The 7,563-nt window shown below is 64.6% G+C and carries 8 protein-coding genes; 3 read left to right on the forward strand and 5 right to left on the reverse strand.

Features of this window, described 5'->3' with window-relative positions; genetic code table 11:
* Window positions 1–36 precede the first annotated feature (36 nt).
* The 5 genes from cpaB to ACCC97_RS25115 all read right to left on the reverse strand — a co-directional run bounded on the left by cpaB (window position 37) and on the right by ACCC97_RS25115 (window position 4,787).
* Window positions 37–1,050 (reverse strand): Flp pilus assembly protein CpaB, encoded by a 1,014-nt coding sequence (cpaB, locus tag ACCC97_RS25095; protein WP_413335663.1) that lies wholly within the window; start codon window positions 1,048–1,050, stop codon window positions 37–39.
* 73 nt (window positions 1,051–1,123) lie between these two features.
* Window positions 1,124–1,630: a prepilin peptidase gene (locus tag ACCC97_RS25100; protein WP_413335665.1), complete on the reverse strand. Its 507-nt coding sequence runs from the start codon at window positions 1,628–1,630 to the stop codon at window positions 1,124–1,126.
* 10 nt (window positions 1,631–1,640) lie between these two features.
* Window positions 1,641–1,838 (reverse strand): Flp family type IVb pilin, encoded by a 198-nt coding sequence (locus ACCC97_RS25105; RefSeq protein WP_413335667.1) that lies wholly within the window; start codon window positions 1,836–1,838, stop codon window positions 1,641–1,643.
* Window positions 1,839–2,259: 421 nt separating this feature from the next.
* A complete protein-coding gene (locus ACCC97_RS25110; RefSeq protein WP_413335669.1) occupies window positions 2,260–3,729 on the reverse strand; it encodes a L,D-transpeptidase family protein in 1,470 nt (489 codons plus the stop codon).
* Window positions 3,696–4,787 carry a nuclear transport factor 2 family protein gene (locus ACCC97_RS25115; RefSeq protein WP_007836233.1) on the reverse strand — a complete coding sequence of 364 codons (1,092 nt, stop codon included), beginning with the start codon at window positions 4,785–4,787 and terminating at the stop codon, window positions 3,696–3,698. Before ACCC97_RS25115 ends, ACCC97_RS25110 begins: the two co-directional genes overlap by 34 nt.
* Before the next feature lie 127 nt (window positions 4,788–4,914).
* On the opposite strand from ACCC97_RS25115, the gene ACCC97_RS25120 reads away from it, so the two are divergent.
* The 3 genes from ACCC97_RS25120 (at window position 4,915) to ACCC97_RS25130 (ending at window position 7,525) form a co-directional block, all read left to right on the forward strand.
* On the forward strand, window positions 4,915–5,877 hold the full coding sequence (locus tag ACCC97_RS25120; protein WP_042673880.1) for a LysR family transcriptional regulator: 963 nt from the start codon (window positions 4,915–4,917) through the stop codon (window positions 5,875–5,877).
* Between the two features lie 113 nt (window positions 5,878–5,990).
* A complete protein-coding gene (locus ACCC97_RS25125) occupies window positions 5,991–6,503 on the forward strand; it encodes a hypothetical protein (protein WP_007836231.1) in 513 nt (170 codons plus the stop codon).
* A gap of 14 nt (window positions 6,504–6,517) precedes the next feature.
* Window positions 6,518–7,525, forward strand: a complete 1,008-nt coding sequence (locus ACCC97_RS25130) for a hydroxyquinol 1,2-dioxygenase (protein ID WP_413314306.1) — start codon at window positions 6,518–6,520, stop codon at window positions 7,523–7,525.
* The last annotated feature ends 38 nt before the right edge of the window (window positions 7,526–7,563 follow it).

The raw sequence follows: 7,563 nt of genomic DNA on the forward strand, positions 1-7,563 counted from the left end.
TCTTTCTTGAACTTGGACGGTCATTGGCTTGGCCGATCAATAGCGCATGGTTTCGCTTCGCTCGCCGCGGATCACTTCAACTTCGTTGCCTCCCCGCGCGGTCGGTGGGCCGCTGCGGGAGATTGCGTTTCCAGCCGGCGCATTGCGTGCCACTGCGTTCGCGCGGCGGGTGTTGTCGGTCGTGCCGCCAGAAACGAAATCCACCGCGGTCAAGCCTGCTTGAGCCTTGTCCAGCCCTTCGAGCGGGGCTCGACGCGGCGCGCCGGGCTTGGCCGGCGCGGGTTGCAATGCGGTCGGAAGTTCTGCGAAGAGCTTGGGATCGGGCTCGGCCGAGTCAGTCGGATTGCGCAGCGCCAGCAACAGCCGCCCACTGGATTCGCCCACCGTCAGGCGATTGATTTCGTCGACCGCGACCGCCAGAACAGCGGTTCTCGCCGCTTCCGTGCGTTGCGCCTGCGGCTGTGCCGTTCCGGCCTTGCCGTCCGCCCCCTTGGGTGGCAAACCGTCGACGGAGGCACTGCCGAATGCCAGCACGCGCTTGCGTGCGAGCAGCAGCCGCGCCTGGCTCCGATCGACGTCCTTGTTGTCCGACTTGAACATCACGAAGACATCGACGAAGTCGCCTGGCTGGACCTTGTTTCCGACGCCCATGAGCTCGTCGGCCTTGACCGCCACCGCACGTTCGCCCTCCGCCACACGCAATGCGAGTCCTGAGACGAGCTGGCCTTGAAGCAGCGGAGTGCCTTCGCCAAGGTCCATCACCGGCACACGTCCGATGGCATCCGCCGTTTCCTGGAACGCGCCCGCGGGGTTGATGGGCAGGCGCTCGACGTGAATCGCGTCGGCGGAAATGGCTTGTCCTGCCGGCAAGGGCTTCGATGCGACCACCACCGCATACGTCATCACCACCGGCGCCTTTGCTGGCGCGGCTACCGGAGCGGTGGCTGCTCTTGCAGGGGGAGCCTGCCTGCTGAGCATCCATGCATAGCCACCGAGCGCAATGGCAAGCAGCACGAGAATGGCGGCGACTATCTTGGTGAGATGGATCATGGGCGGCATTTAGAAGAAGGAATGTGCGCAACCGGAAAATCGACGACTGGCGGCTTCGCCGCCATGTGTGCGATCAACTCTGTCGCCCCCAGATCAGCCATACCGCGGTGGCCAGTGCCAGATAGGCTGCATAGGGAACAACACGAGGCCGGCGTCCGGACAGCGCCATGCCGTCGGCAGCAGAGCGTTGGTGCGCAAGCATCAGCGCGAGCCGGGGAAGCACGGGCCAGCGCAGCAGCGCCAGCCAAAGAATGCCGTGGAGGGCGGCGAGCAGACTGCCGCCGATCCAGATGGGGAGGAGTGCCATGGGGCCAACCCATAGACCGAGAGCGCCAGCGAACTTCACGTCGCCCGCTCCCATGACGCCTGTGGCATAGAAAAGCAGGAGTGCGCCGAATCCCGCGGCAAAGCCAAGCAACGCTTCCGACCAGCCGATTCCCACGGGTTGAAACCCGAGGGCGAGTTGTACGAGCGCGGTGGCGGCGCCCGACAAGACCAGCCAGTTGGAGACGGTGCGCCTGCGGAAGTCATGGACGGCAATCAAGGCCAGCCAGACAAGCAGGAGGGATTCCGGACGCAAATCGAAAGTCTCAGGTGGGAGTCGTCGATCCCGCCTTGGGCAGCTTGCCGCCGATGTAATTGAACATGTCGATCAGTGCCTTGCCGATGCCAGTTGTCTCGGAAAAGATGCCGATCAAGATAATTGCCATCAACCCCGCAATAATTCCATATTCAATTGCGGTAGCACCTTCTTCATCGCGCAGAAAACGAGCAATAGATCCAAGCATGATTTCCCTTTCCAGGAGTGTTAACAAAGACTTGCAGGTGAATGTTATACAGCGTAACTCTGTGTATCAACCAGGAAGTGGCTAGTACTTTTGTCTAACGGGTACTGAGCGAAAGAGATAAAGCAGGATGGCGGCCAGCCTTCTGCCGCCCGGAATCAGAAACGGCCTGCCCAACCGATTGACAGTTTGGAAACGAATATTTCCCTCTGTACGACACATGTGACCTCCCATAAAGATGGGATGTGTCGTTACGTCGCCGGGAACGCGCGAATGGGAAACGTTACGGGAACAAATGCGTTACGTGTTACGTAGCGCAGGCCCTCGGTGGGTCAGATGTAACATTGAAAAAAGGACAATCTCGTGAGCAAAAAGTCACGAGATCACGGGGTGGCCTCGCCGCCGGGAGGGCTTCAACCAGGCCTCAGCCCAGGATTTCTTCGTGAAACAGCTTCCAGTCGGTACCCTGGCGTAACCAGTACTGGCGCCGGGAGCGTCCACTCTTTTCGCCTTCGAACACCTCGCCGAAGGTAACAATCATGGTGTCGTCACCGTCCCGCCAGTGGAGGTAAGACATGTCCTTGAGCTGTACGCGCTTGCCCTGCGCGTATTTCACTTCGTCGTCGACAGCCGAAATTCCTTCGGTGGATTTCTTGCTGCTGCGCTGGAAATCGGGCAAATAGAATTTCTTCAATTGCGCTTCATTTCCATTGGCCCGCGCATCTTTCCAGCCATTGATTGCGCCGGTAATCGATTGCGACTCTTTTTCCGCCTGAGGCTGCGTTATCCATTGCAGGCTGCGCGCGGTTACCACCGGGGTGGCGCCGATCTGCACTTTCCGCAGAAGCTGCTTCAGGTCGGGATTGGCCATGACCACGCAGCCGTCGCTCGCCAGCGGCGCCCGCGCGAACTGCTGGGGTGGGGTGCCGTGCAGCCAGATGCCGCCGCCAGTCTTGCCGCGCCGCAGGTCGTATGGGTTGGGGTAGTTGATGGGCAGGGCGCCCGCGCCGTAGAAGTCCTTCAGCGACTTCGGGTCGAGGCTGCTGGTGATGTAGTACACACCCAGCGGAGTGCGCGCATCGCCTTCGGTGGCCTTGTCGGTGCCTGACTTGCCGACCGAGATGTAGTAGTCGGCCGTGAGCTTCAGGCCCTTGTCGGAGTTCTCGAACAGGTACAGCCGCGAGCGCGAGGCGTCGACGGCAATGGCATAGCGGCTGCGGGTGGAGAGCGCCAGGAACTGCGACGGCACGGTGTTGGCCGGCGGCCGCTCCCGCAGGGCCTGCAGGCGGCGCTTCGATTCCTCGTGCAGCTCGGCCATGGCCGGGCTGCCGCGCATCTTCGCGATGCTGGCGGTGTCGGGCAGCGCGTTCGACGGGGGCACCTGCGCCGCGAGCAGGTCGCCGTAGACGAGCTGCGCGAGCTGGAAGTTCGGATAGTCGCGCACCAGGTCGCGGGCCTTGGCCAGCGCGGGGCGGGCCTGGCCGCGGCCGAACATTTCGTAGACCGCGATCAGGCGTGCCTCTGCGTTGCCGGCTTCCTGGATGGGGGCCGCGTTGGAGGCGGGCTTTCGTGCGGGCCTTGCCGTGGTGCTAGCCGTTCGGGCTTCTGCTGCAACCGCGCCCTTCCTGCTTTTGGGCTGTGCCTTGGCCGAAGATCGGCCGGCGGAGCGGTTGCCTGCATGGCTGCCTGCCGTGGCCTTGGCCTTGGCGCTGCTGGCTGTCTTGGTGTTGTTCGACGCCAGTGCCGCACCGGGCGCTGCAAGCATCAGCGCGGAAGCGGTCATCAGGGCTGCGAGCAGCTGTCCGCTGCGCAGACGGAACGGGGGATTCTGAAGCCGGCCGTGCCGGACGATGTCTGCCACTAGCCGCCGACGCTTTCCTTGCGAATGTGCCAATGATTGCCGGAGCGCTGCATGTCCAGCGTCTTGCGGCTCGAGACGTTGAGGTTGTCCGCGCGATAGATCTGGCGGAACTTGGCGGTCGCGGTCTGTCCGTCGACCTTGATCGCGAGGTTCTCGATGTTCACGCTGATGCTTGTCTTGCCGACGATGCGGGCGCGGCGGTCTTCTTCCCAGCTCTTGCGGCTCTGGCCGCCCGCGGGCGCGAAGTCGGGGCCGTAGGCCGCGAGGTAGCGCTCCATGTCCTGGCTGGCCCAGGCCGAAGCCCAGGCACGCACGGCCGACTCGACTTCGGCATTGGACGCGGTACTGGCCGCAGGCGCCGGTGCGGGTGCTGGTGCCGGCGTCGCCTCGGGCGCCTTGGGCGCGGCGGCTACCGGTGCAGGAGCGGCCGCGACCTTGGCCGGCGGCGGGGCGGCAGGGGCTGGCGCGGGAGCGGGTGCCTTGGCCACGGGTGCCGGTGCTGGCGCCGCCGAAGCGACCACGGCCGTAGGCTTGCCACCCACCGGCGTCGGCGTGAAGAGCGTGCGGATCACCGCCAGCTTGGGCTGCACGGCGGTGTTGTTCTGGTCGAGCTGCAGCGCCTTGCTGTAGGCCTGGCTGGCCAGCCGCGCATACACGTCGCCGAGGTTTTCCTGGGCGGTGGCGTAGCTGGGATTGGTGCGGATCGCGCTTTCGAGCGCGCCGCGTGCCTTGTCGAACTGGTTCTGGCTCGCGTAGATCACCGCGAGGTTGTTGTACGGCTCGGGCAGTTCGGGCGCATCTTGCGTGAGCTGCGTGAAGGCGGCGATGGCCTCTGCGCGCTTGCCGGTGTCGAGCTGGATCACGCCCTTGAGGAAGCGCATCTGCGGGTCGCGCGGCTTGTCCTTGAGGAAGGCGTCGGCCTTTGTCATGGCCTCGTCGAGCTTGCCGGCCTGCATGAGCTTGTCGACTTCCTCGTGCTCGGGGGCGGCCAGTGCCGGCAGCACGGCGCCGCAGGTTGCCGCAGCCAGGAACAGGGCGCGAACGGCGGGAGAGAAGCTGAAACGGGCGCGTGGCCGGGGGCTCTTGGGCATTGCGGACAAGACCTCGTAGGGGTGGGGGATGCGGCAGGCATTGTAAGTGGGTGGTTAACCTTCAGACACAGTGATGACGGTCTTTCGACCTGGCCGCAACACCGGGCTCGCGCAGTACAGTGCGGCCGTGGACCGTCTCCAAAGCATTGAAACCTTCGTTCGCGTCGCGCAGACCCAGAGCTTCGCGGAAGCCGCTCGGCAACTGCGCGTGGCCAACTCGGTCGTCACCACGCGGGTCAAGCAGCTGGAAGAGTTCCTGGGTGCGCCGCTGTTCCACCGCAGTACGCGCGTGGTGCGGCTCAGCGACATGGGCCAGGCCTTTCTGCGCGACTGCACGGAGCTGGTCGTGCGTGCCGAGAGCATCGTCGACCAAATGCGCGAAGCGCGCGGCACGCCCTCGGGCACGCTGCGCGTGCATGCGCTGACGGGCATGGTGCTGGGCCGCTTTGCCTCGCTGCTGCGCGAGTTCCAGACGACCTATCCCGACATCCACCTCGAACTGATCGTGAGTGATGCGGTGGCCGACCCGGTGAAAGCCGGCGTCGACTGCGCGCTGCAGATTTTTCCCGCCGCCTCGCAGGAGCTGGTGTCGCGGCCGCTGTTTCCGGTGCGGCGGGTGCTTTGCGCCACGCCGGCTTACCTCGAGGCGCACGGCATGCCCGCCACACCGCGCGAACTGCATCGCCACAAGCTGGGCCTGTATTCGGGCTACCCCACGCGGGACCGGTGGACTTTTCACCACCAGGGCGAGCAGACCACCATCTACCTGTCCGCCGCGCTGCTGACCAACAGCGTGCATCTGCTGCGCGAATACGCACTGGAGCATGCGGGCATCGTCTGCCTGCCGACGCTGGTGGCGGGCGATGCCATTGCGCGCGGCGAGCTGTGCGTGGTGCTGGCCGAGCACCAGCTGTCGTCCTTTTCGCTCAGCGCGGTGTATGCGGGCACCTCGCGCAATGCGCTGAAACTGCGCCTGTTCATCGAGCACATCGCCACCCGCTTCACGCGCGTGCCGCCGTGGGACGCGGCGCTGATCGAGCGCGGGCTCATCCCGGCGGAACTCATCGAGTTCAGCCGGGCCAGCGGTTAGGGGGTAAACCCCAGCGATTATTCGGAAGCGCCGAATAATCCTCTTCCAAACTGATCCCTACCGGCGGCGTCGGTTGACTCCTAGAGTTCGCTCATCACAGGAGACACCCCGCCATGACCGCAACCGCCTACCAAACCCGCTTCGGGTCGCTCAAGCACTTCGAGAAGGGCCACGTCGAACCGATCGACGACGACGTGCGCCACTACGCGTTTTCCAACTGCTTCGAGATCGCGAGCATCAGCCAGCCCTACGAGAAGGTCGTGTTCGGCCAGAACCAGATCTACGTGCTGGAGACGCTGCGCGCCGAAGGCACCTCGCCCTGGTACACCTGCGCACACGACGAGTTCGCGCTCGTGATGGACGGCGATGTCGAAGTGCACCTGGTGCAGCTCGACGCCGCGCAGGCGGTGGCTGACAAGGACAAGAACGGCGCCGTGCTGGTCAAGGGCGAACCGCAGGGCAGGAAGATGGGCTGGATGAAGCTCTCGCGCGGCCACCAGGGCCTGCTGCCGAAGAACACCGCCTACCAGTTCCGCTGTGCCGGCGAGCCGGGCGTGATCGTGCTGCAGAGCTGCAAGGGCGATCTCTCCATGGAAAAGTGGGCTGACATCTGCCAAACCCATTGAACAGGAGCCACACCATGAACGCACCCGCAGAACTCGCCAAGGTGATCGCGTCGCAGCCCGACGCCACACTCGGCTACAAGGACTTTTCGCTCGGCAGCTTCAGCTTCCACCGCGACGAATACTTCGTGCACATCGGCTGGAAGACCCGCGACGGCCGCCCGATGAGCCACACCATGGACGCCGGCAGCTACCTGCGTGCGCTGATGCGCGACGTGGCCTGGGGCTTCTTCTACGGCTGGGTCAACTTCGACGACGTGTTCGGCACCGTCAACCACTACGAGTCGGTCGACCTGTACGCCGGCAGCTTCAACGGCACCATGAAGGATGCGGGCATCGACCTGCTCGAGAACTTCCCGACCGCGCAGATCCGCGCCACCTTCGAGGCCATGCTCGACGACTGGACCAACGAGGCTTTCGACCCGTTCGCAGCGCCGCAGGAAACCGGCTCGCCCTACGGCCGCAAGAAGGGCAACAACACCGCCAAGATCACGAGGGCGCGCGAACTGGCCAAACGCTGCGTGGGCCTGAAGGGCGACCTCGACCTGCGCAGCGACGAACGCGGTGCACCGGTCAACCGCGCCTTTGCCGACGTGCCGCAGGGCCAGCCCGAGCTGCACCCCGAGCCCGGCTTCGAGAACGAGGTGCATGCCTTCAATCTCTTCGGCTTCCTGAGCCGTTCGCAGGTCACCTGGAACCCGAGCTTCACCTCGGTGGTGAAGCACAGCTACATGTGCCCGACGACCGAGGAGCACATCCTGCCGATCATCCATGGCAACGACCGCGTCGAGTGGTTCTTCCAGATGACCGACGAGATCCACTGGGACTGCGGCGACAAGAACACCGGCAAGCCCATGGCCCGCGTGATCATGAAGGCGGGCGACATGGCGGCCATGCCAGCGTACTGCCGCCACCAGGGCTTCAGCCCGAAGCGCTCGATGCTGCTGGTGTGGGAGAACGGGTCGCCGAGCCTGGTCTTCGAGATCCAGAAGGGCGAGTCGCCCGAGATTCCTGTGCAGTTCTGAACTGTCTTGCTCCCTCCCCCTCTGGGGGAGGGCAGGGG

The sequence above is a fragment of the Variovorax sp. Varisp85 genome, assembly GCF_047304045.1.
GTDB lineage: Bacteria > Pseudomonadota > Gammaproteobacteria > Burkholderiales > Burkholderiaceae_C > Variovorax.